A 25,572-nucleotide genomic window follows, 5' to 3' on the forward strand; every position below is an offset into this window, starting at 1 on the left:
GGCGCCCGCCACGGCGCCGGGGGCCGCGTCATGTGCTCAGCCGTGTGCCCGCCGGTACTTGCGGACGGCCAGGGTGCGGAAGACCAGGATGATCAGGACCGACCAGATCAGCGAGGCCCACACCGGGTGCTGCATGGGCCAGGCGTCGGAGGCCTGGAAGCCCGGCGGGAGGTTGCCGAACAGCTCGCGGCACGCCTGCACGGTGGCGCTGAACGGGTTCCACTCCGCGATGTGTCTCAGGAACGTGGGCATCTGGTTGGCGTCCACGAAGGCGTTCGAGATGAACGTCAGCGGAAACAGCCAGATCAGACCGCCTGAGGTCGCCGCCTCGGGGGTGCGCACGGACAGGCCGATGAGGGCGCCGATCCAGGAGAACGCGTATCCGAGCAGCAGGAGCAGACCGAATCCGGCGAGCACCTTGCCGACGTTCTCGTGGGTGCGCCAGCCGACGATCACCGCGACGATCGCCAGGACGACGAGGGTGAGCGCCGTCTGGGCCAGGTCGGCGATGGTCCGGCCGGTCAGTACCGCGCCCCGGGTCATGGGCAGGGAGCGGAACCGGTCGATGAGGCCCTTGTGCATGTCGTCGGCGATGCCGGCGCCCGCGCCCGCCGTGGCGAAGGTGACGGTCTGGGCGAAGATGCCGGCCATCAGGAACTCGCGGTAGGCCTGGGTGGAGGTGGACGAGCCGACCTGGATCGAGCCGCCGAAGACGTAGGTGAACAGCACCACGAACATGATCGGCTGGACCAGGCCGAAGATGATCATCTCGGGAATCCGGCTCATGCGGATCAGATTCCTGCGGGTGATCACCAGGGAATCACTGACGGCACTCACTTGGCGGTCTCCTTCTCGTCGCTCTCCTCGTCCTTGGCCTCGGCCACATGTCCCGTCAGGGACAGGAAGACGTCGTCGAGGGTGGGTCGGCGCAGTCCGATGTCGTCGATCTCGATGCCGCGGGTGTCGAGCTCGCGGATGACCTCGGCGAGCAGCTTCGCGCCGCCGCTCACGGGGACGGTGAGCTTGCGCATGTGGTCCTCGACGGTGGTCTCCCCCTTGCCGAAGCCGCGCAGCACCTCCGCGGCGGTCTGGATGTGCTCGCGCTCGTGCACGACGACCTCGACGCGCTCGCCGCCGGTGCGGGCCTTGAGCTGGTCGGAGGTGCCCTGGGCGATGACCCGGCCGTGGTCCACGACGGCGACGTCGTGGGCGAGGTGGTCGGCCTCTTCCAGGTACTGGGTGGTCAGCAGGAGGGTCGTACCGCCGGAGACCAGCTGTTTGATGACCTCCCACAGCATCTGGCGGTTGCGCGGGTCGAGGCCTGTCGTCGGCTCGTCCATGAACATCACGGGCGGGGAGACGACCAGGGCGGCGGCGAGGTCGAGGCGGCGGCGCATGCCGCCGGAGTAGGTCTTGGTGGGGCGGTCGGCGGCGTCGGCGAGGTCGAACTGCTCCAGCAGCTCGATGGCGCGGACCTTCGCCTGCTTGGCCTTCATCTGGTACAGCTGGCCGACCATCTGGAGGTTCTCGCGGCCGGTGAGGTATTCGTCGACCGCGGCGAACTGGCCGGAGAGGCCGATTGAGCGGCGGACCGCGTCGGGTTGCTTGAGCACGTCGATGCCCGCGACGACCGCGCGGCCGCTGTCGGGTTTGAGCAGGGTGGTCAGACAGCGGACGGTTGTCGTCTTGCCCGCGCCGTTCGGTCCGAGGAGGCCCAGGACGGTGCCCTCCGGGACATCGAGGTCGACGCCGTCCAGAGCCTTTACGTCGCCGAAGGTCTTGACCAGGCCTTCGGCGTAGATGGCGCCTGGCATATGAGTCTCCACGTCGTCGGGGATTCTTGGGAAAGCCTAGGTAGGCGCGACGTCCTCCGCCTTCCGTTTTCCACACACACCATAACGCGATGTATCGCGTCTCTCAATGGACTTACCCGAACGAGTGAACCCGAGTCCGTGACCTCAGTCGATGACGGTGTAGCCCGCTTCGCGCAGGGCGCGGCCGACCTCGGCGCAGTGCTCCGGCCCCTTCGTCTCCAGGTGCAGCTCGACCTCCGCCTCCGCGAGCCCGAGCCGTGGATCGGTCCGGACGTGGCTCACGTCGAGGACATTAGCGTCGACCACTGACAACACCCCGAGAAGCGTCGCGAGGGCACCGGGCCGGTCCGTGAGACGGAGTCGTACGGCCAGGTAGCGGCCCTGCGCGGCCATGCCGTGGCGCAGGACGCGCTGGAGCAGCACCGGATCGACGTTGCCGCCGGACAGCAGGGCCACGACCGGTCCTTCGAAGGCGCCCGGGTCGCTCAGCAGGGCCGCGACCGGGCTCGCCCCGGCCGGCTCGACCACCAGCTTGGCCCGCTCCAGACACAGCAGCAGCGCGGCGGACAGCTCGTCCTCCGTCACCGTACGGACCTCGTCCACCAGGTCTTCCACGATCCCGAACGGCACGTCACCGGGCCGTCCGACCTTCATGCCGTCGGCCATCGTCGCCGGGTTCTCGATCGACACCGGGCGCCCGGCCGCCAGCGAGGGCGGATACGCGGCCGCGCCCGCCGCCTGCACGCCCACGATCCGCACGTCGGGCCGCAGGGCCTTCACGGCGATCGCGACCCCGGCCGCGAGTCCGCCGCCGCCGATGCCGAGGACGATCGTGCGCACCTCGGGGCACTGCTCCAGGATCTCCAGGCCGACCGTGCCCTGGCCCGCGATGACGTCGGGGTGGTCGAAGGGGTGGATGAACACCGCGCCCGTCTCGGCCGCGTACTCCTGGGCGGCGGCCAGCGTCTCGTCGACCACCTGGCCGTGCAGGCGCACCTCGGCGCCGTAGTCCCTGGTCGCACTGATCTTCGGCAGCGGGGCACCCTTCGGCATGAACACCGTGGAGCGCACGCCGAGCAGGGTGGAGGCCAGGGCGACGCCCTGCGCGTGGTTGCCGGCGCTCGCGGCCACGACGCCCGCGGCCCGCTCCTCGGGCAGCAGCCCGGCGATCCGGACGTAGGCGCCGCGCAGTTTGAAGGACCCCGTGCGCTGGAGGTTCTCGCACTTGAAGTGCACCGGCGCGCCCACCAGCTGACTCAGATGGCGGCTGCCCTCCATCGCGGTCGTCCGCGCCACGCCCGACAGCATCTTCTGCGCGCCGCGCACGTCGTCGAGCGTCACCGGCGGCACGGGGCGGGCCTTGCGGTAGTTCATGACTCAAGTCTCGCAGTTCACACGTGCGGACTCGCGCTGTGACCAACGTCCGAGACGGGTTTGCGCAGCGCTGGTACGGCTCGCCTCCCGGCCGCGTACTCTGTCCCCCAATCCAGCTCCCCCTTCATGAAGTGAGCCTCCGGCCATGCCCACAACACCTGAAATGTCGATGGACATGACGACCGTCGGTGACACCGGTCTCCTCGACACGCTCCAGCACGAGGTGGCGGTCTTCGCCCGTCGTGCCGAACAGACCCGGCTGGGCGGGGTGGGGCAGGTGCGCAATTCCATGGACCGTGCCGCGTACCTGCTGCTCAACCGGCTCGACAAGGAAGGACCGATGGGCGTCAAGGCGCTCGCGGCGAGCATGGGGATCGACTCGTCGACCGTCACCCGGCAGGTGGCCCCGCTCGTCGACACCGGGCTGGTCAAGCGCACCTCGCACCCCGAGGACGGGCGCGCCGTGGTGCTCCAGCTGTCCCCGCGCGGGCAGTCCCGGCTGGAGGAAGTGCGTTCCTCCCGGCGTCAGTTGATGGCCGAGCTGACACACGACTGGGCGCCCGAGGAGCGCGAGGCGTTCTGCACGCTCCTCACGCGCTTCAACACGGCGCTCTCCTCCCGGATGGCCGCCCAGGGCGTCCCGGGGCCGGAGGCCCAGTCCTCCTAGCCGCCCGCACACGCGCGTGTCGCCCCACCTCTTGACCGGACGGGCGCGCCGGGCCTCATATGAGACCGGGGGGCCTTCGAGACCGGGTTCTCGTGGTCGTGCGAAGCCGTCGTACGACCGTCCGCGGGCGGCGGGAGGTGCGGTGCGGCAACGGCAGGCGGTCCAGGGCACGCGTCGGGCCCGGGAGTTCGAGGCGTTCGTCGCGGGCGCGTCCGGGCGGCTGCTGCACACCGCCACGCTCCTGACGGCGGAGGCGCCGGACGACAACCCGCGCGCGCGACGCCTGCTGACGCTGGCGCTCGCCCACACGTACGCGTGCTGGGACCGGCTGCGCGGCGAGGACCCCTACGACCGGGCCCGCCAGTACCTGGCGCTGCGCTTCGCGCACGGGGCCTGGCGCCGCCACGGCCTCCTGCTCCGCGGCCGCCCGCACCCCACCAGTCCGCTGGCCCGGCTGGCCCCGCAGGAGCGTCTGATCGTGGTGCTGCGCCTCTACGAGGGCGTCGCCGAGCAGCAGGCGGCGGCCCTGCTCGGCCTGCCCACGGAACGCGTCCGCACGATCTGCGACCGGGCGACGGCGAGCCTCCTGCACCCCCCGCGCCGGACCGCGTCGGCGGTGGTCGGCGCGAAGGCGAAGGTGGCCGCGTCATGAGACACCCGCTCATGAGACACCCAGGGCGCCCGGGGAGGCACACGTGAACCGGAGCCAGCGTGAGGCGGCCGTGCGGCAGCTCATGGAGCGGGCGACGCCGCAGGTGCCGGCGGACCTGTACGGGGACGTCGTACGGCGTGGGACGCGCATGCTGCGGCGCCGGGTCCTGGCGCGCCGGCTGATGTGGCTGGCGCTGTTCGCGACGAGTGTGGCGTTCGCGGTGTGGGCGCTGACCGCGCGCCCGTGGGTGGAGCCGCCGTCCACGACGACTCCACCGATGACGGGCTGGTGAATCCGGGCCCGGCCTACTTGGTCAGCGCCTGCTGGAGGTCCTCCAGCAGGTCGTCGACGTTCTCGATGCCCACGGACAGGCGCACGAGGTCGGCGGGCACCTCGAGGGCGGAGCCCGCGACGGACGCGTGCGTCATCCGGCCGGGGTGCTCGATCAGCGACTCGACACCGCCCAGGGACTCGCCCAGCGTGAAGATCTTCGCGCGGTTGCAGACCTCGACGGCCGCTTCCTCGCCGCCCTCCACGCGGAAGGAGACCATGCCGCCGAAGGAACGCATCTGCTTGGCGGCGACCTCGTGGCCGGGGTGGTCCTCGAGGCCCGGGTAGAGCACCTGCGTCACGCGCGCGTGCCGGGTGAGCATGTCGGCGACCTTGGTGGCGTTCTCGCTGTGCCGGTCCATGCGCACCGACAGCGTCTTGGCGCCGCGCAGCACCAGCCAGGAGTCGAAGGGCCCGGCGACCGCGCCCATCGCGTTCTGGTGGTACGCCAGCTCCTCGCCGAGCGTCTCGTCGGCGGCGATCAGCGCGCCGCCGACGACGTCGGAGTGGCCGCCCATGTACTTGGTCAGGGAGTGCACGACGACGTCGGCGCCGAGCGACAGCGGCTGCTGGAGGTAGGGCGTGGCGAAGGTGTTGTCGACGACGAGCTTCGCGCCCGCGTCCCGGGAGACCTGGGCGAGGGCCGCGATGTCGGTGATGCCGAGCAGCGGGTTGGAGGGGGTCTCCACCCACACGGCCTTGGTCTTCGGGGTGATCGCGGCCCGTACGGCGGCCGGGTCGCTGGTGTCGGCGACCGACCACTCGACGCCCCAGCGGGCGACGACCTTCGCGAACAGCCGGAAGGTGCCGCCGTACGCGTCGTTGGGGATGACCACGTGGTCGCCGGGGCTGAGCAGCGTGCGCAGCAGGCAGTCCTCGGCCGCCAGTCCGGACGCGAACGCGAGGCCCCGGCGGCCGCCTTCGAGGGCGGCGAGGTTCTCCTCCAGGGCGGTGCGGGTCGGGTTGGCGCTACGGCTGTACTCGTAGCCGCCGCGCAGACCGCCGACGCCGTCCTGCTTGTAGGTCGAGACCTGGTAGATCGGGGGGACCACCGCACCGGTGAGGGGGTCCGCGGTGTTGCCCGCGTGGATCGCGAGGGTCTCGAAGTGCTGACTGATGTGCCTGTCGCTCATGGGCCCCGAGGGTAGTCCGCTCGGGAGGCGGATGACGGACACCGCGGTCCGGGACCGTCGGACGGCAGGGTTTTCCCCAGGTGCCGGGGCAGGTGCGGGGAGTTTTCCACAGGGCGCCGACCGGGTTGGGCAATTGTCGGTGGCGTCTGGAACTCTTGAGGCATGGAGATTCTCTGGGTCCTGATGGCGGCGGTCCTGCTGGGCTTCGTGCTGCTCCCGTTCCTGCGGCGCAGGCGAGGCGGGATCGAGCAGGTCCCGGCGGGCCACCCGGACGCCGCGGACCCGGCGGACTACGGCTTCATGCGGCAGGAGGAGCTGGACATCCGCATGCCCGGCCCCGACCAGGACCTGCTGGACGTCCTGGACCTGGTGCAGCGCACCCAGGACTACAAGGCGGCCTCCCAGCTGCTGGCCGGCACCGAGCGGGAGGGCGAGCCGCGCTGGCAGCGCGTTCAGGCCTTCGCCGGGGCCGCCTCGCTGGAGCTGCAGCAGCGGCCGGGCGGGGTCAGCGAGGCGCCGGGCGGGCAGTGGCTGCGGGTGTGGCGGGCCGAGCAGCCCAAGGACGCGGGTGGCGCGGCCGTCCACGCGGAGTTCCTGGTGCAGCAGGCGTGGCGCACGTCGACGCCGGGCACCGACGAGTTCCGGATCATCATGGAGGAGGCGAAGGCGGCCTGCGGCGAGGCGGCGCTGCTGGCTCCCGGCGATCCGGTGCCGTACATCGTGGAGCTCTCCGTCGCGCGCGGACTGGCCTATTCCCAGGCGGAGTTCGAGCAGCTGTGGCTGAAGATCCTGGACCGCGCGCCGAACCACATGGGCGCGCATCTGGCCGCGCTGCACTACTGGTGCGAGAAGTGGCACGGCTCGCGGGAGCTGGCGTACACCTTCGCGGAGGCGGCGGCAGCCCGGGCGCCGCACGGCTCGCTGCTGGCCGCGATGCCGCTGTTCGCGGTCTTCGAGCACCTGCCGGAGGTGAACCTGGTCAGCGGCTTCTACCAGAGCGAGGTCGTCACCAAGGCGATCCACGGCGCCCTGCACGCGGTCCACTCGGCCCGCGCGGACGACCCGATGCTGGCCCATGTGCGGCATCTGCTGGTGTTCTTCCTGGTGCGGAGCGAGCGCTGGGCGGAGGCGATGAGCCAGCTCGTGCACATCGACGGCCATGTCGGCGCGCTGCCCTGGACCCTGTCGGCCGACCCGGCCGCGGAGTTCGCGATATACCGGGCCCTGGCGGTGGCGGGGTACGAGGCGAACGGCGGCAGTCCGGCGACCCTCGCGCAGTGACGCCGTAGGCGCCCCTCCCAGCCGGACCAGGGCCCTCCTGCGGGCGCGTCTTGCCTGATGGCGGGCCGGTCGGCCATACTCCGCGCTCACACCCTGTTGGTCATGAGCACGTCTTACGTGCCCGTCGGCCGCCAGGTCGTTCCGTGATCCTTTGATCCGTCCCGTGGGGGGACCGATCCGTCCTGTGGGGGGACCTCTGCCCAATGGGCACGACTCTGCGTGCGCTGCGCGCTCTTCTGCTGCTCGCCGGCTTCTATCTGCTCGGCGTCCTGCTGCTGGCCGTACTGGCCGGCGCCGACTACCTGCTGTTCCTGCACGCCCCGACCAGCCTCGCGGGCAAGTTGATCATCGTCTCCGTGCTGCTGGCGATCCCGCTGGTGCGCGGCCTGTTCATGCTGCGCACGCCGCGGGACGAGGAGATGGCGGGCCTGCCCGTCGCCGAGGCCGATGAGCCCGAACTGTGGCGGACGGTGAGGGAGTTGGCCGACGAGGTCGGCACCGCCGCCCCGTCCCGGATCGTCCTGACCGCCGACGTCAACGCCGCCGTCGCCGAGGACGCCCGACTGCTGGGGCTACGGCCGGGAGCGCGCCGCCTCTACCTCGGCGTGCCGCTGCTGCAGGGGCTGTCGCAGGCGCAGTTGCGGGCGGTCCTCGCCCATGAGCTGGGCCACTACTCGAACTCCGACACCCGGCTCGCCGCCCTGACCGTGCGCGGCCGTGCCCAAGTGCTGCGCACCATCAGGCACTTCGAGCAGCGCGCCGACAACACGGCCGCGCGCGAGCAGGCCAAGCAGGAGAAGAAGAACGCCAAGGCCGAGGCGAAGGGCAAGCAGGCCAAGGAGGTCGACACCGGCCACGCGGGCATCACGTACCGCACCATGGCGAAGATCTACGTCGGCTACGCCAAGCTGTACTTCCGCGCCACGCTCTCCGTCTCCCGCCGCCAGGAGTACGCCGCCGACATCGCGGCCGCCCGCATCGCCGGACGGGACGCCACGGCCTCGGCGTTGCGCGAGATCCCGGTACTGGACGGCTCGTTCGACTTCTACATGCGGTGCTACGCCACTCTCGGCACCGACCAGGAGATCCTGCCGCCGCGCGGTGAGATGTTCGGCGGCTTCGGCAGGATGCTGAGCGGCCGGAGCCTGGAGCTGGTCGAGATGCGCGGCGATCTGCCGACGGGGCCGACATCGCCGTACGACTCGCATCCGCCGATCGCCGACCGGGTCCGCCGGATCGAGGAACTGCCCGACGACGGGCGGGCGGACGAGGCCCGGGGCGCCGCCCTCGACCTCCTCAGCGACCCGCGGCGGACGCTCACGGAACTGGAGGACGCGGTGCTGGCGGAGGAGGTGCGGGGGTTCCGCCGTACCGCCGACTGGCAGGAGCTGCTCGACCTGGTGATGGCCAAGTCGTACCGGGCCGGCACGACGCCGCTGCACCGGGCGTACGCCGAGTACACCGGCGAGCAGCCGACGCTGCCCGTACTGCTCGACCTGATCGAGGACGGCAGGCTGTGGCAGCTGGCGAAGCGGCTGCCGATGTCCGACGAGGCGGCCGCGGCCCAGGGGCGGGTGTTCCGTGAGTTCGTACGGCCGATCCTGCACAAGTCGCTGAAGAGCATGGTGATGGCCGAGCTGAACGCGCGCGGGCTGCTGCGCTGGGAGTTCTCCTGGGAGCGGTCGGCGATCCCGCGACTGCCGCGGGGCGCGGACGGCGGCGAGACGGATCTCGACGAGGTGGTCGCACCGGTGGTGGCGGACGCACCGGACACGGGGGCGCTGCGGGAGTTGCTCGCACGGGAGCCCGGCGGGCAGGGCGAGCACGGTGGCTCTCGCGAGCACGGTGAACCCCGTGCCGGCTCTCGCGAGCACGGTGAATCCCGCGAGTCCGAGCGAGGTGCGGTGTGATCATCCTCTGGATCGTTCTGGGTGTCATCGCGGTGCCGTTGCTCGCCCTGGGCCTGTACTTCCTCAAGGCGATCGTGCAGGGCGCGATCGAGGGCTGGCGCGGAGCGGACGACGGGTCCGAGGACGACGCCGACCGGCCGTACGAGCTGCCGGCCGCGGCCGCCGCGCTCGGGATGAAGCCGCCGGAGGAGCAGAACGGGGACTCCGCGGCGCCGGTACCAGCTGTGCTCGCCTCCGCCGTGGCGGCTGCCAAGAGCGGCGACTGGCAGCCGGCCGCGGATCTGCTGGAGGCGACGGCCGCCGCGCGGGACTGGGAGAACCGGTCCTTCCACAGCTCGTGGCTCGCGGACGCCGCCGCGGACGACGACACCTGGCTGCTGGCCTGGGAGAGCGCGCGTCCTGACGACCCGGGAGCCGCCCTGGTGCGGGCGCGCAGCACGGTGGCGCTGGCGGGGAAGATCCGGGGGTCGAAGCAGGCGAAGTACACGACCGCCGAGCAGTTCCAGGGTTTCCGGCGGGTCATGGAGCAGTCCCGCGAGCACCACGCCCGGGCGATCTCGGTGGGTGTCGAGGGCGACCCGGTGCCGTACGTCGGACTGATCTCGACCGCGCTGGGGCTCGGTGACCCGCACATCGAGATGGAGCGCATCTGGAAGGAGCTCACGGACCGCGACCCGCATCACTACGAGGCGCACTACATGGCCCTCCAGTACTGGTGCGCCAAGTGGCGCGGCTCCGAGAAGCTGGCCCGGGACTTCGCGGCCGAGGCCGCGGCGAAGGCCCCGGCGGGCAGCCTGATGACGGTCTTCCCGCTGATCGCGCACTTCGAGCACGACGAGTCGGACACGACGGACGCCGACCGCACGCCTGCGATGCGGGCCATGGTCGACGCGGTGCTCGCGGATGTGGCGGCGGCGGACCCGGACCATCCGCGTCTGGCGGAGGTACGGCACCTGCTGGCGTACTACCTGTGCCTCCAGGACCGTGACGAGGCGGCGGTGGAGCAGTTCCGCCTGGTCGACGGGTACGTGGACGCGCTGCCGTGGCGGTATCGGGGTGATCCGGCGGGCGAGTTCTGCCGGATGCGGGATTTGAGTCTGGGGAATGTGGGCGGGGGTGGGGGCGAGGGGGTGTCTGGCTGAGGGGTTGGTTGGCGCTGCGGGTGCGGGGTGCGGGGAGGGAGTCGGGGCTTCGGCGGGGGGGCGGGCTGACGGTCGTAGGAATGCGGACCGGTACGGAAACGTTGTGGCGGACCGGTACGGAAACGTTGTGGTGGCCACCGCCCCGCGTTCCGACGACCACCCGCGACCCGGCCGGCGCCCCAAGTCCCCCACCCAGGCGGGGGCTCCCCGCTTCCGTGCCCCGTCCGCATTCGCTCACGAAGGAGTCCGCGTCATGCTGTTCGGCCGTACGCCCGTTCTGCCCACGCCTGAGCAGGCGTTGAAGGGCCGCTCCGAGCCGGTGTTTACGGTGCCGGACCGGCACACGGTGCTCGGCACCCCGCTGCTGGGCCCGTACCCGGAGGGCTACGGGGTGGCCGACTTCGGCATGGGGTGCTTCTGGGGCGCGGAACGCACGTTCTGGCGGCTCCCGGTGGGCGTCTGGACGACACTGGTCGGCTACCAGGGCGGGCACACCGAGAACCCCACGTACGAGGAGGTCTGCTCGGGTCTCACGGGCCACGCGGAGGTGGTCCGGGTGGTGTACGACCCTGCCCTGATCTCCTACGAGCGCCTCCTGAAGACCTTCTGGGAGTCCCACAACCCCACGCAGGGCTTCCGCCAGGGCAATGACGTGGGCACGCAGTACCGCTCGGCGATCCACACCCACACTCCCGAGCAGGCAGCCCTGGCCGTCTCCTCCCGAGCCGCCTACCAGCAGGTCCTCACCTACTCGGGCCACCGCACGATCACGACGGAGATCCTCCCGGCCGAGGGCCGCACTTTCTATCCGGCGGAGGGGTACCACCAGCAGTATCTTTCAGGCAGCAAAAACCCGGACGGGTACTGCGGGTTGGGCGGGACGGGAGTCTCTTGCCCGATCGGCTTGGCGATGACGGATGACTGAGCCACTGCCGCCCGACGTCAGGGCAACCCTGCGGGCGCTGCTGGCCGGCTCAGATCCGGTTAGCGTGGCCCTGCTGGCCCAGGTCCCCATACCCGGGTGGTGGGAAGGTGCGGCTGCGGCTGTGCAACGGTCGATCTGGAGGTGGACCGTACGGCCGTGGCTCCCGCGCAGGCACATGGCAATCCGGCCGTGGAAGCGGGGTACACCGACCCGCACACGGCTGGTGTGATGGTCTGCACAGAGGACGGTTACCTGTCGCTCTTGGAGATCTACTCGGTTGCTGACGAGCCAATCTCAGCCTGGCCAGACCCCAGCCACATCGAGCGATGAGCAACTAAGCAGAGGCACCAGCAGTACCTCGACAAGAATCCGGCGGGGTACTGCGGGATCGGCGGGACGGGGGTCAAGCTGAGTGACTCGTTCGAGGCCGACTGGGGCGCATCGTGCCCGACGGGGCTCGTTCCGGCTCCCACCGACGACTGACCCCTTGCCGACAGCCGTGTCCGGCGATCGTCGAGGTCATGCATTCGGGGCGTCGTCGGCTCCGCGCGCCGCTGAACCGACGTACACCGCCAGGTACCGGAACTCTCCACCCGCTCCGCTCTGCGCTGAGTACGTCTCCCACGCGAGGGGATAGGCACCTCGCAGAGTGCAAGTGTTCGGTTGGTAACTCCCCTCGGCCCACAGCAACGTCCCCGCGAGTTCCCGTCCTTGGTGAATCCGGAAGTCATGATCTCGAGTACGTCGGCGACCGGAGTTCGGCGGAGTCCACAAGGACGGCTCGTTGGACAGCATGAAGGCGAGGCCGTTCCGACCAGACCGATGACAGAAGCGTTCCAGCCTCGCTATGTCCCGAACGAAGTGCAGACGGGCGAGGTCGGTGGCGCCATGTGCCTTCAGGGCGTAGTCCTCGACCGGAGAGCCGGCCTTTCCCGTCCAGCTTCGGGTGAAGTACTTGAACTCGATCGCGGTGCGCCCCTCAGACCCGAGGCACTCGAGGTCCAGGTACTCGGCCCTGCCCGACTCTCGCTGTGGCACCTCGAGTCGTGATTCCACGTCCGGCGCCAGCTCCCACAGGACTCGGGCGAAACTGTGCTGAAGGTCGGCTTCGGAATGGAAGACCGGCCGGCGCCCAGCCAGCTTCGCGATGACGTCGTTGAGTGAGACCCGCCCGGCAATGGTTCTCATAGGATCCAACTGCTCCATAGTCACGGTGCCATTGAAGTGGCCCCTCGCCTGAACTCCCAAGCCCCGCCGGTCGGCTACCCAGTGAGGAGCCTGGTGGGAAAACGAATGGCCGTTGGAGATCGAGAGACCACACCCTGTACGTCATGAACGAACCACGGCACAGGATCCGAGCGCTGCACACGGCCTCCACGATCACCGTCTACCAGGCGTACGCCCCTGAGATCGGCCTGCCCGCCGCCCAGGAGGGCCGTTTCCCCGCTTTGTGGAAGCGCGACCGGATGACGTGGATCAAGCCGTCGTTCCTGTGGATGATGTACCGCTGTGGCTGGGGCGCCAAAGAGGGGCAGGAGACCGTCCTCGCCGTCGAGATCAGACGTGACGGCTTCGAGTGGGCGCTGCGCCACGCGATTCTGTCGAGCTATGTGCGCGGAGTACACCCCGACCGGGCCACCTGGCAGCGGCAGTTGAAGCGCTCGCCTGCTCGAGTGCAGTGGGACCCCGAGCGGAACCTGCGTCTGCAGCCGTTGCCCTACCGATCCCTGCAACTCGGCCTCTCCGGTGAGGCCGTACGACGCTACGCGGACGAATGGACGGTCGCCATCCGCGACGTAACCCCACTCGCCCGCGAGATCCAAGCCCTGGTGCACAGTGGGGACTTGGACTCCGCCGCCCGCGCGCTGCCCCAGGAACGCGCGTATCCCATGGAAGACGAACTGCTAGACCACCTGCGCGGCTGACAGTCTGTCCCGCCGACCGATGGGTCACATGGCAGCACACGCTGCGCTCTCACAGCCTCCCGGGCTGCTGGACGAACTCTTCGGAATCCCGCGTCTTCGTCATCACGGTGGCCTGGTCCTGGGAGCGGGGCGGTGCCGAACTCCCGTCACGGCGGCCCGAGGGGCACCCCGGAGGCAGCCGGTGGACGGGCTCCGCTCCTCAGCGGAGCCCGTCCTCGTCACTTGGCAGCCGCCAGCTTGCTGAGCTTGTCCAACTGCGCCTTGATGATCGCTTTCGGTACGTCGGCCGGGGCCTTGTCGTTCGGCCCGTTGGGACGGTGGAAATTGGTGAACATGGCGACCGTGGCCCCTTGTCGGACAGCCACCACCGCATAGGGCACCCGGACCGGCTCCTCGCCCTCGAACGACGCCAGCTGTGTGAGCCGGAGGGACACGGATTCATCGCCGTAGCCTGGGTCGGGCCGGAGTTGGACCGCGTCGTAGTCGAAGTCCGCCTGGATGTCCTTGAAGGTCTTGCACCGCTCGGCGGTTGTCCGCAGCGCGTCGATCACCTGCTCGGCATCTCCTGGGCTGTGCGACGAAAGGGTCATCTGCGCACTGGGTCCGTTCTCCTTCGGAAAGATGCTCCGGGCGATGCGCGCTGTCGCCGCGAACCCGCTGCTGCCGCCCACCGCCTGCATGACAGGCGCGCATTCCGCGGGGTCCGCCGTCTTGCGGGACGCAAAGGTGGCAGCAAGGGCCCGCTCCACTTCGTAGCCGCCGAGATCTGCGCCTGTGATCGTCGCCCGCTCCAGGTCCGCCTCGCTCAACGGCTTGGCTTTTACGCCGGACGTCCCTGTCCGCTCCGGTGCGGCATCTGTCCCAGAGCCCTGCCCGGTTCCGCATCCGGCGATCGCCAATGAGGTCATGAGTATGGCAACCGTAAAGCCGACACCTGATTGGCGAACCACTGTTTCTCCACCCGTTTGATTCCGGAACACGAGCCCTCGGCCCCGGCGTGACGCATCAAGTAGCACAGTAGATCGTCCACTTGGGAGAAAGGTGGGTTTTAAAGCGCAGGGCAGCTCCACTCCGTCAAGCGGAAGGGCTGTGAACATGGCGCCGGTTCTTCTCGCTTCCGCGCCGTGCCGATGGTCTGCGGCCTGCGGGTAGTATCCGCGAGCGCGACTGGCCTGTTCGGGCCCGTGTGCCATGTGGGTGGGGGATTTCTCGATGACGTTTCGGTTGCGCGCTGTCCGCGCGTTCGCACTGCTGCTCGGCTTCTTCCTCATCGGTGTGGTTCTGCTGTCGGCCATGGCGGTACTCGACTGGCTGGTGCTGACACGGCTGGTCACCGCACGGGCTGCCTGGGTCGAGGGCGCGGTTCTGACCGTCACCGTCCTGCTGGCGGCGGCGATTCTGCGTGGCTTCTTCGCCTTTCTGCGGGCCGGCCGTTCGGGTCCGGTCCCCCACGCGGTGGCGGTCACGCCCATGGAGCAGCCCGAGCTGTGGGAACAGGTACGAGCCGCTGCCGAAGCGACGGGGCAGCGGCCGCCGGACGAGCTCTACCTCGTCGCTGAGGTCAACGCGGCTGTCACCGAACAGAGCCGCCTGCTGGGATTGCGGCCCGGACGACGCCGTATGTTCCTGGGCCTGCCGCTGCTCGCCGGGCTGACCGTCCGGCAGTTGCGCGCCGTCCTCGCCCACGAGTTCGGGCACTACGGCAACCTCGACACACGGCTCGGGGGCCTCACGATGCGCGGCCGGGAAGCACTCATGCACACCGTGGAGGCATTCCAGCAAGGCAGCACCCAGCTGCACCAAGCGATCGGTGCCCTGTACGTCGGCTACGCCCGGATGTATCTGCGGACCACGCAGTCCGTCGCTCGCCACCAGGAACTCGCCGCGGACCGGATGGCGGCCCGGTACGCGGGCCGTGAGGCGACGGCTGCTGCACTGCGCACCATTCCTGTGCTCGACGGTGCCTACACCCACTACCTGGAGACATACGCCGCGATAGGTGGTTCGCTGGGCGTGCTGCCGCCCGTCGGCGAGGTGCACGGCGGCTTTCGTCGGCTGCTTGCCGCCCGAACCGGAGAGCGGCTGGCCGCGCTGTCCGCCGGTCATCGACCGCCCCGGCCGCACAAGTACGACTCCCACCCCCCGATGGCCGAACGAATCGCCCTGATCGACAAGCTGCCTGCCGATGACAGACCGGATCAGCCGGCCGATGAGACGGTCGGGCTCAGCCTGCTGCACGACTCGGACCGGGTGTTCGCCGCGCTGGAGGCGTGCACGCTGTCGCCGGATGCGGCGGGGCTACGGCGCATGAGTTGGGACGACCTCGCCATGGCCCGTGCGATCACCGACGCCGAGGGCTGGTCCCGGCCGCTGCGGGTCGCCGTGGCCAGGGCGCTTCGTTCCTCGGCGCACGACGCAGGCGACACGGTGACCCGACGCCAAGCTGCCACGGCCGGCGAGGGGGCCGACGACCTCTTGCCCACCTTGGAGGAGATACTCGACGCGTTCGACCGCAGCCTGCTCTGGATGGAGATCGCCGACCGCATGCCCAAGCCGGATCAGGCAGCGCGACTGTTCGGGTCGTCCGCCCGCAATTTCATTCGGCCGAGGATCTTCGACGGGCTCGCGGGCATGGTCCACCTGCGCCTCGCTGCGTCCGGTCACGCCAAGCCCGACATCGCCTGGTCGGGGCAGCCCGGGCTGATTCTCCCCGAGTCGTGGGAGAAGGGCATGGACGACGCCATCGACGCGGCCGTGGCCGACACGCCCGACACCGCCCCGCTGCGCGCCCTGCTCGCAACCCCCACCGCCACACCCAGCCGCGTCCCCGCGTAGCCGCCGTGCGACCGGGCTTCAGGTCTCAACGGCTCAGTCGGAGGAAGACCCTCGTCGGCTGCAACGCGGCAAATGGTGCGCGGACGTGGCTTGGACCCCTGTGCACGCTTACCCCTGTGAGCCGGCGCGCCCGCCGTTCGGCGGGACGTGTGGGACGGCGGAGCCGGGGTCGAAGCCTGCGAAGGCCAAGCCGATGACGAAACCCGCGACCTCCTCCAACTGGCGGACGCGATCCAGCGGCCCCAGAGTCGCCGGGACTCCGCCGACGTCACGGACCAGTTCAGCGACGACGTGCAGGGCTGCCGCATCGTCGCCGCACATCGCCACCGTCACACGGGACTGACCACCACTGGGCCCGCTCGTCCACTGGTCAGCGGGGAAGAGGTGAAACGCCTTCACGACCCGGGCGCCCGGAGCGAGTCCGGCGATCCGCTCCGCCATCGTCTCGCCCTGCTCGGTGAGCAGAGTGCCGACGCCATGCGTCACGGCGTTCGTGGGATCGATCAGCGGTGTCCCTTCGAGTACGCCGTCGGATGCGCTCACCATCCCCAGCATCTCTTCGACACCGTCCCAGGACACGGCGAGGAGTACCGCATCGCGCCCGGTGACCGCCTCACGCGGTGCGACAGCGAGCGCTTCGTGGCCCAGCCGCTCGGCGATCCTCTGCGCCTTGACCTGCGACCGTCCGCCGATCGCCACCTCATGTCCGGCGCGTGCCCAGCCCCCGCCCAGGGCCGTCGCCAATGTTCCGGTTCCCAGGATCCCGATGCGCATCCGTCTGTTCCCTCTCCCTAGCGGTCGGATGGATGACCACGGTAGGGAAGGCGACACGCACCGATCGGTGCGTAACAGGCGCGCGATGATGGACGGTGAGATGACTGATGACGACGCTCCCTGCTACGAGTTGGTCGCCGATTGCCGGTTGCGTGCGGCCACCGACCTCCTCGCCCATACCTGGGATCCCGTTGCACTGGCGGCACTTCGCTCGGGGGCGCACCGACGCCGCGAGTTGCGCGCCGCGATCGGCGGCATCAGCGACAAGGTTCTGACCGACTCCCTGCATCGTCTGCTCGCGGGCGGACTGATCGAGCGCCACGTCCGCGCGGAGGCGCCGCCACGCGTCGACTACGCCTTGACCGGCTTGGGGCAGAGTCTCGTCGAGGGCCCCATGAAGGCGCTTGGACGCTGGGCGATCGAGCACGGGGACGAACTTCTCGCAGCCCAGGAGAGCAGTGCCGCAAGCGCTCCTTGAGCACGCCTCGAAGTGGGTCATCCAGCCGGGTTCACGGAGGAGAAGCGTGCGCAGGGGTGCGGTGACACGGAGCTGATGAAGTCGTATCAGCGGTGTCCAGTTGCTGTGCGGCAGCGGCCCGGCCACGACCTCGAGGCCTCGCCGTCGAAGGCCACTCGAACTTCTGGGAGACTCGGCGATCAGTCGGCCGAGCCGGAAGGGGCGCTCCTCGTGTCAGATGTCACGCCGCTGCCGGTTCACCTCGACAAAGTGGTGGAGGGCCTCGCGCAAAACCCCGCGCTGCCACCCGAGCTCGTCCGGCGGCTCTTCACCCACCGCGGTGTCCTTGGCGGCGTTGCCAGGCGCCCGGACCTGACCGACGACATGATCGCGGAAATCATCACCGTCGACGATCCTTGGCTTACGCATTCACTCGCACTCAACCGCGGCCTCCCGCATGCCTTTCGGATGGTGTTGGCCGAGCACTCGGACCCTGCGGTACGCGCGGCACTGGTGGTCGGTGCGGAGAGCGCGCCACGCGAGCTGTTCGAGCGGTTGCTCGACGATCCCGACCCGCGCGTGCGTCAGCAGCTGGCGGAAAGCGATCACGTGCCGGCAGATCTGCGCGCCCGGTTGGCGGCCGACCCCGACCCGAAGGTCCGGGCGGCAGTCGCCCAGTGGTGGACACAGGCTCCGGAACCGGTGCGTCGGCTCCTGTTGACGGATCCTGAGGACGCCGTGCGCGCAGGAGCCTGCGCGACCTACTACCCACGGCTTCCCCGTCCCGTCCCGCCTGCCGACCTGCTCCCGGAGTTGCTGGCCGACCCGGTCACACGGGCCGGGGCGGTGCGGCACTGCACGCTGGACGCCGACACGGCCCGTCGGCTGGCCGACGATCCGGAGGCCGATGTGCGCCAGGAACTCGCGGAGCACCCCGACCTCCCCCCGCCGGTGCGCGACATCCTCGCCGTGGACCCCAGCCCGCTGGTCGCGCTCAGCGTCTTCGCCCGGCAGGACACTCCCGCGTCGACCCGCGCCGCGATCCACGCCCGGATCATGTCCGAAGAGCCCTCGGCGAACTGGCTCACCGATCTCCACGCCGACCTGGACGACAACGCTCTGGAGCAGCAGCTCATGGGCGAGCTGGCACGTCGGAAGCTCCGGACACTGCGTCTGCCGTGGATCACGGCTGACCCGTTGCCCTACGTGGACTCGCCCTACGTCTGCTTCCGTGCCTCCGCCGCGCAGTCCGACGACCTCCCCGCGCGGGTCGTGGCCCGGCTGCTCGAGGACGAGGAGAGCAGCGTCCGTACGACGATGGCTCTGCATGCCGGGAGCCGGATCGACGCCGCCACCGCCGAACGCATCGAGCGCAGCTACAGCCCGGTGAGGAAGGCCCGGTGGCGTCCGGCCGACAGTCTCCCCCTCCCGGCGGGCGTCCTTCGGCGTCTGGCCTCCGATCCCGACCCGAGGATGCGGCAGCTCGCCCCGCGCGACCCCGACCTGCCTGTCGAACTTGTCCGTCGACTTGCCGCCGATCCCGAAGAAAGCGTGCGCCGCGCGGTCGTGACCCATCCCCGGCTTCCGGCCCGCGACCTCACGAAGCTGCTCGACGACTCATCGGAGTCGGTCGCCGCCGCGGCAGCCGCCCATCCCCGCCTGCCGCCCCGACACATGCACCAACTCCTCGCCCTGGCAGGCTTGTGACACCAGCGCGCCAAGCTGACGACGGACCGTCGTCAGGAGGGGAAGGGCCAGGAGAACGTGTCGGCTATCGCGATCAGCTATGCGGATTTCGATTCGGGCGCTGCGCCGCAGTGGGACCCCGGGCAGGACCTGTGTCTACGGCCCCTGCCGTACCGGTCCCTGCAACTGGGCCTCGCCGGCGCGGCCGCGCAGCGTGACGCGGACGAGTGGACCGTCGCCGTCCGTGACGTGACCCCGCCCGCCCACGGGATCCGGGACCTGAGCTCGGCCGACGCACTGCTGCCTCAAGAACATGCGTGTCCGGTAGGGGACGCGTCCTTCCCCCACTTCGGTCGGGGCTGAGCGCATGGACCAGACAGCTGCCCTGCGGCTTCGGCAGGCGATCGGCAGGACCGAGGACGCCACGCGAGGGCGTGGCGCCGTCGGTCGTCGGCCGGAGGACGCCGATGACGTGCTGGGTACCTTCGCCACCGACGGTGCCCTCGGCTTCGATCCCTTCCCCTTCCTCCAGGCCCTGCATGACGTCGGCTCGCGCGCGGTGGTCATCGGTCAGGTCGCCGGGATCATGCACGGGTCCACCGAGCTGACCGGGGACCTCGACCTGCTCTGGGACGGCACCCCCGACGAGGCGCACGCCCTGCGCGAGGCCCTCGCGCGGTGCGGCTGTGCCGAGCTGCCCGATCTCGACCGCGTGCAGGTGGGGTACCGGGTCACCGGCGCCGTCGGAGACCTCTGCACCCCCGGCCTCCCCTGGGGCGCGATGGCTGTCGCCCCCTGTCTGACCAGGGCCGAGACGACTCACGACGCCGCGGGCTTCACCATCCGCTACGCCGCTCTCGACGATCTGATACGCATGCGGCGAGCCCTCGGCCGCCCGAAGGACCTCCGCCGCGCAGACGAGCTCGTACGACTCCACCCCTGAACCCCCTGCCGATCAGCCCCAGCGGCTGAAGCGATGAGTTCGGCAGCCGGGCGCAGTCTCAGCTCTGTGACCGACCGACTGAACGACCGACAGAGCAACAGGCCAACGGGAGTGGACATGGGCGAGCTGAAGGAAGTGGGCGACGGTGTCTGGGTCCGGCAGAGCGAGTGGGTCTGGTCCAATTCCGTCGTGGTGCGCGGAGAGGACGGGCTGGTCGTCATCGACCCCGGCATCAACGGCTCGGAGCTGGACCAGCTCGCCGACGACGTGGCCGGGCTCGGCATCCCGGTGGTCGCCGGGTTCTCCACCCACCCCCACTGGGACCACCTGCTCTGGCACCCCCGGTTCGGTGACGTGCCGCGCTACGCCACTCCCGCCTGCGCCCACCTCGCCGGTCAGGCCAGGGAGCGGGCGCGGGCGATGGCGGAACAGAGTGCGCCGGGTATCCCTCTCGACCTCGTCGCGCTCCTCACTCCGCTGCCCGCGGACGGCGGACCCGTGCCGGGCGAGATCATCGAGCACCGGGCGCACGCCGTCGGCCACGCCGCGCTCCTCCTCGCGGACCGCGGCGTCCTGGTCGTCGGCGACATGCTCTCCGACGTCCTGATCCCGCTCTTCGACGTCCGCCAGGACGATCAGATCAGCGCCTACGAGACCGCCCTCGACCGTCTCGAGAAGGCCGCAGCCCACGTCGACGTCGTCATCCCCGGCCACGGCGCCGTGGCCCGGGGCCCCGAGGTGACGGCCCGCCTCACCGCCGACCGCGCCTACCTCGCGGCCCTACGGCAGGGAGCGGAACCGGACGACGCCCGCCTGGCGTCCGCCGACTGGCTGTCCGCACCCCACCGGTCGAACGTGGAGCAGGCGCGCGGGCAGTAGGCCGCGACTGCGGCAACCGTCCGTGAGCGATGCGGGCCGGGTCCCGGTCATGATCCCGTGGCACCCGGAACCGCCCCCCGTCCTCCCCCGTCAGTCCTTCGCTCGTGCCGGCAGGCGCCAGCCCGGGCGGGGGAAGTGGCAGGTGTAGCCGTCCGGGTAGCGCTGGAGGTAGTCCTGGTGCTCGGGCTCGGCCTCCCAGAAGGGGCCGACCGGCTCCACCTCGGTGACGACCTTGCCGGGCCACAGGCCGGACGCGTCGACGTCCGCGATCGTGTCCTCGGCGATCCGCTTCTGCTCGTCGTCGACGTAGTAGATCGCCGAGCGGTAGCTGAGGCCGATGTCGTTGCCCTGGCGGTTCTTGGTGCTCGGGTCGTGGATCTGGAAGAAGAACTCCAGGAGGGTGCGGTAGTCGGTCTTCTCGGGGTCGTAGAGGATCTCGATGGCCTCCGCGTGGGTGCCGTGGTTGCGGTACGTCGCGTTCGGCACGTCACCCCCGGTGTATCCGACCCGGGTCGCCGTCACACCGGGAAGACGACGGATCAGCTCCTCCATCCCCCAGAAGCATCCGCCCGCCAGCACGGCCCTCTGCGTCTGCGCAGCCATTGCCGCTCCTCCCATTTCTGTCCGCTCGGTCACTCGGGACGCTCGACTCGTACCTACCGGCAGCCCACGCCCACTGTGCTCAACGCGGGAAGGCTCCCGCCGATTCCGCCCACCGGCGCTGCCCCACGGCACCTCAATCGGCCCCTTGTCAATCATTTAGGCTCCGCCGAAAAGGAGACGTGGCCGAATCCCCCCTGTCCTACGATCCCCGCATGTTGATTCGTCGGACATTACGGATGATCGTCGTACTGGCCGTGGCCCTCGTCGGAGCGGTCGGGGGTGGTGTGGGGACGGCGCAGGCCGCGGGGAGCGGATCCTCGTACGACCACGACCGGCAGTTGTTGTTCTACAACCACTCCTACGGCGTGCTCGACCGGGAGACGGCCGATGCCATCGAGCACTCCGACTACCTGCGGGACTTCGCGAGCTTCGAGGTCCGCACCACGACCGGTTCCGGCGGGCAGACCTGGACCGGCCGCTATCTGCGGGGGCGCGAGACCTACCTGGAGCTGTTCGGGGTCGGTGACCTCCCCGGTCCTGACGGCACTCTCGGCGCCGCCGGACTGGGTGTGTCGACCGAGCGGGACGGAGACCTGGCGACGGTCGCCGAGCGGATGAAGAGCGACGGCGCCACCCCCATCGAGTTCCTCCAGACCCGGGACTTCGGTGACGGCGTGCCCGTGCCGTGGTTCGACGCCCTGCTCACCGCCACCGAGTACGACGCCTTCCAGGCCTGGGCGATGGAGTACCGGCCGGAGTACTTCGCCGACCCGCGCGGCAACACCGAGCCCGCGAGCTATCCCGGTGACGTCGGCAGGGAGCGCTACCTCTCCGACGACTACCGCAACCACCTCATGCGTGACGTGACCTCCGTGCGCATCGCCGTCACCGAGGGCGACCTCGCCGACACCGTGCCGCTGCTGCGGGCCGGCGGGTTCACCGTGCGGACCGTCGCCGGCGCCGGCGTCGTCGCGGAGGGCGGCGGCACCACGATCCGGCTGGACGCCGTACCGCGCGAGCAGGCCGGGCTGCAACGGGTCGAGCTGTCCCTCAACCGGCCCGTGAAGGACCGGCACGTGGAGCGGATCGGCAACTCGACCCTCACCGTCGGCCCCGGCAGCCGCGCCGTGTGGACGTTCGCCGCCAACGGCACCCGGTAGCAGCAACGCCCACCCGGGTAGCGGCAACGCCCACCCGCCGGCGGGCGACCGTACGCCGAAGGGCCCCGGCACAGCGCCGGGGCCCTCGGGTTCAAGCGGTCGGCGTCAGATCGTCGCCGTGTCGATCACGAAGCGGTAGCGCACGTCGCTGTTGACGACCCGCTCGTACGCCTCGTTGATCTCGGACGCGGCGATCAGCTCGATCTCCGCGCCGATGCCGTGCTCCGCGCAGAAGTCCAGCATCTCCTGGGTCTCGGCGATGCCGCCGATCGCCGAACCGGCGAGGGTCTTGCTGCCTCCGATCAGGGAGAAGAGGTTCAGGGAGATCGGCTCCTCGGGGGCGCCGACGTTCACGAGGGCGCCGTTCGCCTTGAGCAGGCCGAGGTAGGCGCCGAAGTCGAGCGGGGCCGAGACCGTGGAGAGGATGAGGTCGAAGGAGCCGGCCAGCTCCTTGAAGGTGGTCTCGTCGCTGGTCGCGTAGTAGTGGTCGGCGCCCAGCTTGAGGCCGTCGTCCTTCTTGCGCAGGGACTGGGAGAGGACGGTGACCTCGGCGCCCAGCGCGTGCGCGATCTTGACGCCCATGTGGCCGAGACCGCCCAGGCCGATCACGGCGACCTTCTTGCCGGGGGCGGCGCCCCAGCGCTTGAGCGGGGAGTACGTGGTGATGCCGGCGCACAGCAGCGGCGCGGCCTCGTCGAGGGCCAGGCCCTCGGGGATGCGGACGACGAAGTTCTCGTCGACGACGACCTTCTCGGAGTAGCCGCCGTAGGTGGGCTCGCCGTCCTTGCCGATGGCGTTGTACGTGCCGACGTTCCCCTGGGTGCAGTGCTGCTCCAGGCCGGCCTTGCAGTTCTCGCACTCACGGCAGGAGTCGACCATGCAGCCGACGCCGACGCGGTCGCCGACCTTGTACTTGGTGACACCGGGGCCGACCTCGGAGACGACGCCCGCGATCTCGTGGCCCGGGACCATCGGGAAGATGGCCTGGCCCCAGCCCTCCTGGGCCTGGTGGATGTCGGAGTGGCAGATGCCGGCGAACTTGATGTCGATCAGGACGTCGTGCTCGCGGACCGCCCGGCGCTCGATGGTGGTGCGCTCCAGGGGAGCCTTCGCGGCGGGGGCGGCGTAAGCGGCAACAGTGGTCATGAGGGTGGTTCTCCTCGAACGGGGGTGCGCGCCCGGCTGCCTTCTGTCGTTCATCCGTCCGGGCACGCAGTACAGCCTGCCCCAGGAATCGGCATCCACCCAGGCCCTCACTCTGCCTACGTCCACTGTTCCTACCACTGGCGGGGACAGGATCGTGTGCGTACGACCGTGAATACTCGACGTATGGACGACATGGCCGAGGAACGTACCGGAGGCGGCTCCCTGGACCGGCGTGCCGAGCTCAGCGAGTTTCTGCGCACCCGGCGGGCCCGGCTGAAGCCGGAGGACGTCGGGCTGCCGGAATTCGGGCGGCACCGCAGGGTGCCGGGACTCAGGCGTGAGGAGCTGGCGCAGCTGGCGGGCGTCTCGGTGGCGTACTACACCCGCCTCGAGCAGGGCAACGGGCGCAATGTCTCGGCGGAGGTCCTGGACGCGATCGCCCGCGCGCTCCGGCTGAGCGACGCCGAGCACGCGCACCTGACGCATCTGGCGAAGCCGAAGCAGCACAAGAAGAAGGCGGGCGGGCGGACCGAGCAGGTGCGGGGGCCGCTGCGGCAGCTGCTGGACTCGATCGAGGTCCCGGCGTACGTCTCGGGGCGGCGTTCGGACATCCTCGCCTGGAACCGGATGGCGGCGGCGGTGTTCGGGGACTGGTCGGAGCTGCCGGTGCCGGAGCGGAACTGGGCCCGGCTGGTGTTCCTGCGGCCGGAGTACCGGGATCTGTTCGTGGAGTGGGACCAGAAGGCCTCGGACATGGTCAGCTATCTGCGGATGGACGCCGGCTGCCACCCCGACGACCCGCTGCTGTCCTCGCTGGTCGGGGAACTCTCGCTGAAGAGCGAGGAGTTCCGGCGGCTGTGGGCCACGCACGACGTCAAGGAGAAGAGCTTCGGCGTCAAGCGCCTCCGGCATCCGCTGGTCGGCGACCTGGCCCTGCACTTCGAGTCCTTCCGGCTGTCCGACGGCACGGAACAGGCCCTGATCACCTACCACGCGGAACCGGGCTCACCCTCGGCGGACGCCCTCCGCCTCCTGGCCAGCTGGGGCGCGGACGCGACCCGGGCGGGCGAGTCGGCTCGGCCTTGAGTCCGGGGACTCAGGACCCGGTACCGGGGCCCCGCTCTCACCCCTGGTACGGCGGTGCCGCCCCCCACGTCCACCTCGGTACCGGCTGCTCGGCCGGGGGCTTCGCGTCCGGGCCGGAGAAGTGGACCGCGAGGCGGGTGCCCCACTCGACGTAGGCGAGGAACGCCGAGCGGAACTCCGCGTCGGTGGGGAGGCCGGCCTCGTCGGCCGCGTCCTGGATGAGGTTCACCCAGCGGCGGCGCTGCGGCTCGGTGATGCCGCGGCCCATGTGCTTGGCGACCATGTGGCCGTGTCCGCCCTGCGTCTCGGAGTAGGCGGGCGGCCCGCCGAAGACCTCGGTGAGCCAGAGGGCCACGTGCTCGGCGTGCTCGGGGGCCAGGCCCTCGAACACCGGGGCCAGGAGGTCGTCGGCGAGGACCTTCTCGTAGAAGACCGTGGTGAGCCGGGTGAAGGCCTCCGCGCCGCCCGCCCAGGCGTACAGCGTGGGGACGGCGGCGCCCCGGCCGCGGACCGTCGTCGGCTTGTAGTGCCGCATCTCCTCGATGTTCTCGACGTACGGCCGGATCTCGGCGAGGAAGTCCGGGAAGAGGTCCGACTTGCGGAAGCCCTCCAGGTGGTCCTCGGTCGAGGTCCAGGTGATGCGCAGGACGTAGTGCTCGAAGTCCTCCTCGCAGCGCGCGAGTTCGTAGTCGACGCACTGCGGGGCCGCCGCCAGCCGGCCCGAGGCGTGGGTGTAGGCGGACAGGAACTCCGCCGAGCGGTCTTCCGGGATGCGGTAGCGGATGTACTCGACGGTCTCTGTGGTCATACGGCCACTCAAACACGGACGCCCGCCGGAAGCAGTGCTTCC

At 70.3% G+C, this 25,572-nt stretch carries 26 protein-coding genes and 1 pseudogene; 17 read left to right on the forward strand and 10 right to left on the reverse strand.

Translation table 11 applies throughout. The features are described 5' to 3' along the window. Positions 1-36 precede the first annotated feature (36 nt). From OHN19_RS15415 to ilvA, 3 genes are all read right to left on the reverse strand, one after another. On the reverse strand, positions 37-837 hold the full coding sequence (locus tag OHN19_RS15415) for an ABC transporter permease (protein WP_330264745.1): 801 nt from the start codon (positions 835-837) through the stop codon (positions 37-39). Beyond that, positions 834-1,814, reverse strand: coding sequence for an ATP-binding cassette domain-containing protein (locus OHN19_RS15420; RefSeq protein ID WP_330264746.1), 981 nt, complete (start codon positions 1,812-1,814; stop codon positions 834-836). Before OHN19_RS15420 ends, OHN19_RS15415 begins: the two co-directional genes overlap by 4 nt. Before the next feature lie 144 nt (positions 1,815-1,958). Then, positions 1,959-3,188 carry a threonine ammonia-lyase gene (ilvA, locus tag OHN19_RS15425; protein ID WP_330264747.1) on the reverse strand — a complete coding sequence of 410 codons (1,230 nt, stop codon included), beginning with the start codon at positions 3,186-3,188 and terminating at the stop codon, positions 1,959-1,961. Between the two features lie 163 nt (positions 3,189-3,351). On the opposite strand from ilvA, the gene OHN19_RS15430 reads away from it, so the two are divergent. The 3 genes from OHN19_RS15430 (at position 3,352) to OHN19_RS15440 (ending at position 4,799) form a co-directional block, all read left to right on the forward strand. Further along, positions 3,352-3,855, forward strand: coding sequence for a MarR family winged helix-turn-helix transcriptional regulator (locus OHN19_RS15430; protein ID WP_209440215.1), 504 nt, complete (start codon positions 3,352-3,354; stop codon positions 3,853-3,855). Positions 3,856-3,997: 142 nt separating this feature from the next. Next, entirely contained in the window at positions 3,998-4,507 is a 510-nt protein-coding gene (locus OHN19_RS15435) for a sigma factor-like helix-turn-helix DNA-binding protein (RefSeq protein WP_330264748.1), read from the forward strand. Between the two features lie 43 nt (positions 4,508-4,550). Next, a complete protein-coding gene (locus OHN19_RS15440; protein ID WP_330264749.1) occupies positions 4,551-4,799 on the forward strand; it encodes a hypothetical protein in 249 nt (82 codons plus the stop codon). A 13-nt stretch (positions 4,800-4,812) separates the two neighbouring features. Here the strand turns inward: OHN19_RS15440 and OHN19_RS15445 are convergent, their stop codons facing one another. Continuing rightward, positions 4,813-5,970, reverse strand: a complete 1,158-nt coding sequence (locus tag OHN19_RS15445) for a cystathionine gamma-synthase (RefSeq protein ID WP_330264750.1) — start codon at positions 5,968-5,970, stop codon at positions 4,813-4,815. Positions 5,971-6,132: 162 nt separating this feature from the next. Between OHN19_RS15445 and OHN19_RS15450 the strand changes: the two genes are divergently transcribed. The 5 genes and pseudogenes from OHN19_RS15450 to OHN19_RS15470 all read left to right on the forward strand — a co-directional run. Further along, entirely contained in the window at positions 6,133-7,251 is a 1,119-nt protein-coding gene (locus OHN19_RS15450) for a hypothetical protein (RefSeq protein WP_330264751.1), read from the forward strand. 203 nt (positions 7,252-7,454) lie between these two features. Then, a complete protein-coding gene (locus tag OHN19_RS15455) occupies positions 7,455-9,161 on the forward strand; it encodes a M48 family metalloprotease (protein ID WP_330264752.1) in 1,707 nt (568 codons plus the stop codon). Further along, positions 9,158-10,303 (forward strand): hypothetical protein, encoded by a 1,146-nt coding sequence (locus tag OHN19_RS15460; protein WP_330264753.1) that lies wholly within the window; start codon positions 9,158-9,160, stop codon positions 10,301-10,303. The genes OHN19_RS15455 and OHN19_RS15460 overlap by 4 nt, the downstream gene beginning before the upstream one ends. Positions 10,304-10,556: 253 nt before the next feature. Next, on the forward strand, positions 10,557-11,228 hold the full coding sequence (gene msrA, locus OHN19_RS15465; RefSeq protein WP_330264754.1) for a peptide-methionine (S)-S-oxide reductase MsrA: 672 nt from the start codon (positions 10,557-10,559) through the stop codon (positions 11,226-11,228). A 345-nt stretch (positions 11,229-11,573) separates the two neighbouring features. Further along, positions 11,574-11,711: pseudogene (locus OHN19_RS15470) on the forward strand (peptide-methionine (S)-S-oxide reductase); the annotation flags it as partial. Between the two features lie 36 nt (positions 11,712-11,747). On the opposite strand, the gene OHN19_RS15475 reads toward OHN19_RS15470, so the two are convergent. After that, positions 11,748-12,434, reverse strand: a complete 687-nt coding sequence (locus OHN19_RS15475; protein WP_330269622.1) for a hypothetical protein — start codon at positions 12,432-12,434, stop codon at positions 11,748-11,750. 125 nt (positions 12,435-12,559) lie between these two features. On the opposite strand from OHN19_RS15475, the gene OHN19_RS15480 reads away from it, so the two are divergent. Beyond that, entirely contained in the window at positions 12,560-13,153 is a 594-nt protein-coding gene (locus OHN19_RS15480) for a DUF4291 domain-containing protein (RefSeq protein WP_330264755.1), read from the forward strand. 218 nt (positions 13,154-13,371) lie between these two features. On the opposite strand, the gene OHN19_RS15485 is transcribed toward OHN19_RS15480, so the two are convergent. Next, positions 13,372-14,061 carry a hypothetical protein gene (locus OHN19_RS15485; protein ID WP_330264756.1) on the reverse strand — a complete coding sequence of 230 codons (690 nt, stop codon included), beginning with the start codon at positions 14,059-14,061 and terminating at the stop codon, positions 13,372-13,374. A gap of 304 nt (positions 14,062-14,365) precedes the next feature. On the opposite strand from OHN19_RS15485, the gene OHN19_RS15490 reads away from it, so the two are divergent. Next, positions 14,366-15,988 carry a M48 family metallopeptidase gene (locus tag OHN19_RS15490; protein ID WP_330264757.1) on the forward strand — a complete coding sequence of 541 codons (1,623 nt, stop codon included), beginning with the start codon at positions 14,366-14,368 and terminating at the stop codon, positions 15,986-15,988. A gap of 108 nt (positions 15,989-16,096) precedes the next feature. Here OHN19_RS15490 and OHN19_RS15495 read toward each other — a convergent pair whose 3' ends face one another. After that, positions 16,097-16,762: an NADPH-dependent F420 reductase gene (locus OHN19_RS15495; RefSeq protein WP_330264758.1), complete on the reverse strand. Its 666-nt coding sequence runs from the start codon at positions 16,760-16,762 to the stop codon at positions 16,097-16,099. A gap of 100 nt (positions 16,763-16,862) precedes the next feature. Here OHN19_RS15495 and OHN19_RS15500 point away from each other — a divergent pair, with 100 nt between their 5' ends. From OHN19_RS15500 to OHN19_RS15520, 5 genes are all read left to right on the forward strand, one after another. Then, positions 16,863-17,240, forward strand: a complete 378-nt coding sequence (locus OHN19_RS15500) for a helix-turn-helix domain-containing protein (RefSeq protein WP_330264759.1) — start codon at positions 16,863-16,865, stop codon at positions 17,238-17,240. A gap of 105 nt (positions 17,241-17,345) precedes the next feature. Next, positions 17,346-18,926, forward strand: a complete 1,581-nt coding sequence (locus tag OHN19_RS15505) for a hypothetical protein (protein WP_330294116.1) — start codon at positions 17,346-17,348, stop codon at positions 18,924-18,926. A 57-nt stretch (positions 18,927-18,983) separates the two neighbouring features. Further along, complete coding sequence (locus tag OHN19_RS15510) at positions 18,984-19,268, forward strand: DUF4291 family protein (protein ID WP_419249523.1); 285 nt, start codon at positions 18,984-18,986, stop codon at positions 19,266-19,268. Between the two features lie 4 nt (positions 19,269-19,272). Then, positions 19,273-19,848: a hypothetical protein gene (locus OHN19_RS15515; RefSeq protein WP_330264761.1), complete on the forward strand. Its 576-nt coding sequence runs from the start codon at positions 19,273-19,275 to the stop codon at positions 19,846-19,848. Between the two features lie 117 nt (positions 19,849-19,965). Continuing rightward, a complete protein-coding gene (locus OHN19_RS15520) occupies positions 19,966-20,727 on the forward strand; it encodes an MBL fold metallo-hydrolase (protein ID WP_330264762.1) in 762 nt (253 codons plus the stop codon). A gap of 90 nt (positions 20,728-20,817) precedes the next feature. Here the strand turns inward: OHN19_RS15520 and msrA (OHN19_RS15525) are convergent, their stop codons facing one another. Beyond that, complete coding sequence (gene msrA, locus OHN19_RS15525; protein ID WP_330264763.1) at positions 20,818-21,330, reverse strand: peptide-methionine (S)-S-oxide reductase MsrA; 513 nt, start codon at positions 21,328-21,330, stop codon at positions 20,818-20,820. 236 nt (positions 21,331-21,566) lie between these two features. Here msrA (OHN19_RS15525) and OHN19_RS15530 point away from each other — a divergent pair, with 236 nt between their 5' ends. Beyond that, positions 21,567-22,490, forward strand: a complete 924-nt coding sequence (locus tag OHN19_RS15530) for a DUF5829 family protein (RefSeq protein ID WP_330264764.1) — start codon at positions 21,567-21,569, stop codon at positions 22,488-22,490. 105 nt (positions 22,491-22,595) lie between these two features. Here OHN19_RS15530 and OHN19_RS15535 read toward each other — a convergent pair whose 3' ends face one another. Next, positions 22,596-23,636, reverse strand: coding sequence for an NAD(P)-dependent alcohol dehydrogenase (locus OHN19_RS15535; RefSeq protein ID WP_330264765.1), 1,041 nt, complete (start codon positions 23,634-23,636; stop codon positions 22,596-22,598). 183 nt (positions 23,637-23,819) lie between these two features. Between OHN19_RS15535 and OHN19_RS15540 the strand changes: the two genes are divergently transcribed. Then, positions 23,820-24,722, forward strand: a complete 903-nt coding sequence (locus OHN19_RS15540) for a helix-turn-helix domain-containing protein (protein ID WP_123762750.1) — start codon at positions 23,820-23,822, stop codon at positions 24,720-24,722. Positions 24,723-24,759: 37 nt separating this feature from the next. On the opposite strand, the gene OHN19_RS15545 is transcribed toward OHN19_RS15540, so the two are convergent. Then, complete coding sequence (locus tag OHN19_RS15545; protein WP_330264766.1) at positions 24,760-25,530, reverse strand: group II truncated hemoglobin; 771 nt, start codon at positions 25,528-25,530, stop codon at positions 24,760-24,762. Positions 25,531-25,572: the final 42 nt, after the last annotated feature.

It is taken from the genome of Streptomyces griseorubiginosus, from assembly GCF_036345115.1.
Classification (GTDB): Bacteria; Actinomycetota; Actinomycetes; order Streptomycetales; family Streptomycetaceae; genus Streptomyces; species Streptomyces griseorubiginosus_C.

What these genes read in the sequence shown, in the direction of transcription:
- OHN19_RS15420 (WP_330264746.1), bottom strand. Translation starts at nt 1,814, where the DNA reads ATGCCAGGCGCCATCTACGCCGAAGGCCTGGTCAAGACCTTCGGCGAC.
- ilvA (WP_330264747.1), bottom strand. Translation starts at nt 3,188, where the DNA reads ATGAACTACCGCAAGGCCCGCCCCGTGCCGCCGGTGACGCTCGACGAC.
- OHN19_RS15430 (WP_209440215.1), top strand. Translation starts at nt 3,352, where the DNA reads ATGTCGATGGACATGACGACCGTCGGTGACACCGGTCTCCTCGACACG.
- OHN19_RS15445 (WP_330264750.1), bottom strand. Translation starts at nt 5,970, where the DNA reads ATGAGCGACAGGCACATCAGTCAGCACTTCGAGACCCTCGCGATCCAC.
- OHN19_RS15450 (WP_330264751.1), top strand. Translation starts at nt 6,133, where the DNA reads ATGGAGATTCTCTGGGTCCTGATGGCGGCGGTCCTGCTGGGCTTCGTG.
- OHN19_RS15455 (WP_330264752.1), top strand. Translation starts at nt 7,455, where the DNA reads ATGGGCACGACTCTGCGTGCGCTGCGCGCTCTTCTGCTGCTCGCCGGC.
- msrA (WP_330264754.1), top strand. Translation starts at nt 10,557, where the DNA reads ATGCTGTTCGGCCGTACGCCCGTTCTGCCCACGCCTGAGCAGGCGTTG.
- OHN19_RS15475 (WP_330269622.1), bottom strand. Translation starts at nt 12,434, where the DNA reads ATGGAGCAGTTGGATCCTATGAGAACCATTGCCGGGCGGGTCTCACTC.
- OHN19_RS15480 (WP_330264755.1), top strand. Translation starts at nt 12,560, where the DNA reads ATGAACGAACCACGGCACAGGATCCGAGCGCTGCACACGGCCTCCACG.
- OHN19_RS15485 (WP_330264756.1), bottom strand. Translation starts at nt 14,061, where the DNA reads ATGACCTCATTGGCGATCGCCGGATGCGGAACCGGGCAGGGCTCTGGG.
- OHN19_RS15490 (WP_330264757.1), top strand. Translation starts at nt 14,366, where the DNA reads ATGACGTTTCGGTTGCGCGCTGTCCGCGCGTTCGCACTGCTGCTCGGC.
- OHN19_RS15495 (WP_330264758.1), bottom strand. Translation starts at nt 16,762, where the DNA reads ATGCGCATCGGGATCCTGGGAACCGGAACATTGGCGACGGCCCTGGGC.
- OHN19_RS15500 (WP_330264759.1), top strand. Translation starts at nt 16,863, where the DNA reads ATGACTGATGACGACGCTCCCTGCTACGAGTTGGTCGCCGATTGCCGG.
- OHN19_RS15515 (WP_330264761.1), top strand. Translation starts at nt 19,273, where the DNA reads ATGGACCAGACAGCTGCCCTGCGGCTTCGGCAGGCGATCGGCAGGACC.
- OHN19_RS15520 (WP_330264762.1), top strand. Translation starts at nt 19,966, where the DNA reads ATGGGCGAGCTGAAGGAAGTGGGCGACGGTGTCTGGGTCCGGCAGAGC.
- msrA (WP_330264763.1), bottom strand. Translation starts at nt 21,330, where the DNA reads ATGGCTGCGCAGACGCAGAGGGCCGTGCTGGCGGGCGGATGCTTCTGG.
- OHN19_RS15530 (WP_330264764.1), top strand. Translation starts at nt 21,567, where the DNA reads ATGATCGTCGTACTGGCCGTGGCCCTCGTCGGAGCGGTCGGGGGTGGT.
- OHN19_RS15535 (WP_330264765.1), bottom strand. Translation starts at nt 23,636, where the DNA reads ATGACCACTGTTGCCGCTTACGCCGCCCCCGCCGCGAAGGCTCCCCTG.
- OHN19_RS15540 (WP_123762750.1), top strand. Translation starts at nt 23,820, where the DNA reads ATGGACGACATGGCCGAGGAACGTACCGGAGGCGGCTCCCTGGACCGG.
- OHN19_RS15545 (WP_330264766.1), bottom strand. Translation starts at nt 25,530, where the DNA reads ATGACCACAGAGACCGTCGAGTACATCCGCTACCGCATCCCGGAAGAC.